Genomic DNA, 1962 nt, shown 5'->3' on the forward strand with positions numbered 1-1962 from the left:
GAGCGCGAAAAAGTGAACGTGAACAAGAACAACTTCGACAGCGTGCTGGCGGAGTTTTCCCCGGCGGTCAATATCTCCGTGGAGAACACCCTGGCCGGCGACGGCAGCGAAGAGAACGTTAAGCTGACCTTCCGCGAGCTTAAAGACTTCAGCCCGGAGCAGGTTGCCCGCCAGATCCCCCAGCTGAAGGCCATGCTCGCCATGCGTAACCTGCTGCGCGATCTCAAATCTAACCTGCTGGATAACGTCACGTTCCGCAAGGAGCTGGAGTCCATCCTGAAAAACCCTGCCCTGAATGACGAACTGCGTCGTGAGCTGTCTGCCCTGGCGCCACAAAAAGCCTGATCCTTCGTTTAACGGAATAACACGAGAGAATGCTGATGTCTGTTGAAAATAAAACGTCTTCCGCGGGTAGCGCTACCGTGCAGGATCGTCCCGCTGCGGGCGGTGTTTATGCCTCCCTGTTTGAAAAAATTAATCTCAGCCCGGTGTCGCACCTCAGCGACCTGAATATCTGGCAGGACAGCCAGATGATGTCCGATGCCAGCGCCGACGAGCGCGTAACGGCGGCGATGAAGGTGCTGGTCGAGTGCCTGCAGCAGTCGGGTTCAAAGGTCGAAAGGCTGGATAAAACCCTGCTGGATCACCATATCGCCCGGCTGGACGAGCAGATCAGCCGCCAGCTGGACGCGGTGATGCACCACGAGGAATTCCAGAGCGTGGAGTCGCTGTGGCGCGGCCTGAAGTCGCTGGTGGACAAAACCGACTTCCGCCAGAACGTGAAGATTGAAGTGCTGGACCTGTCGAAAGACGACCTGCGCCAGGACTTTGAGGACGCGCCGGAAATCATTCAGAGCGGCCTGTACGCGCACACCTATATCGCCGAGTACGACACCCCCGGCGGCGAGCCGATTGGCGCGCTGATCTCCTCTTACGAGTTCGATGCCTCCGCGCAGGACGTGGCGCTGCTGCGCAACATCTCCAAAGTGGCGGCGTCCGCGCATATGCCGTTTATCGGCTCCGCCGGCCCGCGGTTCTTCCTGAAGGACAATATGGAAGAGGTGGCGGCCATCAAGGATATCGGCAACTACTTTGACCGCGCCGAATACATCAAGTGGAAGTCGTTCCGCGACACCGACGATTCGCGCTATATCGGCCTGGTGATGCCGCGCGTGCTCGGCCGCCTGCCGTACGGCCCGGACACCGTGCCGGTGCGCAGCTTCAACTACGTGGAAGAGGTGAAAGGCCCGGATCACGACCGCTACCTGTGGACCAACGCTTCGTTTGCGTTTGCCGCCAACATGGTGAAGAGCTTTATCAACAACGGCTGGTGCGTGCAGATCCGCGGCCCGCAGGCGGGCGGCGCGGTGCAGGACCTGCCGATCCACCTGTATGACCTGGGCACCGGTAACCAGGTGAAAATCCCGTCAGAGGTGATGATCCCGGAAACCCGCGAATTCGAGTTCGCCAACCTCGGCTTTATCCCGCTGTCGTACTACAAAAACCGCGACTACTCGTGCTTCTTCTCGGCCAACTCGACGCAGAAACCGGCGCTGTACGACACCGCTGACGCCACGGCCAACAGCCGCATCAACGCGCGCCTGCCGTATATTTTCCTGCTGTCGCGCATTGCGCACTACCTGAAGCTGATCCAGCGCGAAAACATCGGCACGACCAAGGATCGCCGCCTGCTGGAGCTGGAGCTGAACACCTGGGTGCGCGGTCTGGTGACGGAAATGACCGATCCGGGCGACGAGCTGCAGGCATCACATCCGCTGCGCGATGCGAAAGTGGTGGTGGAAGATATCGAGGACAATCCGGGCTTCTTCCGCGTGAAGCTGTATGCCATCCCGCATTTCCAGGTGGAAGGCATGGATATCAACCTGTCTCTGGTATCCCAGATGCCGAAAGCGAAAGCGTAAGGCGGGCGAACAGGGATGAAAATATATCGTCCGTTATGGA

General features: G+C 59.1%; 2 protein-coding genes. Both read left to right on the plus strand.

Features of this window, described 5'->3' with window-relative positions:
• A partial coding sequence (gene tssB / locus ABEH87_RS21600; protein WP_346579408.1) for a type VI secretion system contractile sheath small subunit occupies positions 1 to 345 on the plus strand: 345 nt, incomplete at its 5' end.
• A gap of 29 nt (positions 346 to 374) precedes the next feature.
• Positions 375 to 1922: a type VI secretion system contractile sheath large subunit gene (gene tssC / locus ABEH87_RS21605; RefSeq protein WP_346579410.1), complete on the plus strand. Its 1548-nt coding sequence runs from the start codon at positions 375 to 377 to the stop codon at positions 1920 to 1922.
• Positions 1923 to 1962 lie beyond the last annotated feature (40 nt).

Source organism: Erwinia sp. Eh17-17 (assembly GCF_039675725.1).
In the GTDB taxonomy this organism is placed as follows: domain Bacteria; phylum Pseudomonadota; class Gammaproteobacteria; order Enterobacterales; family Enterobacteriaceae; genus Erwinia.

Bases quoted from the DNA above. Each gene is read 5' to 3' on its own strand.
- tssC (WP_346579410.1), top strand. From the start codon at position 375: ATGCTGATGTCTGTTGAAAATAAAACGTCTTCCGCGGGTAGCGCTACC.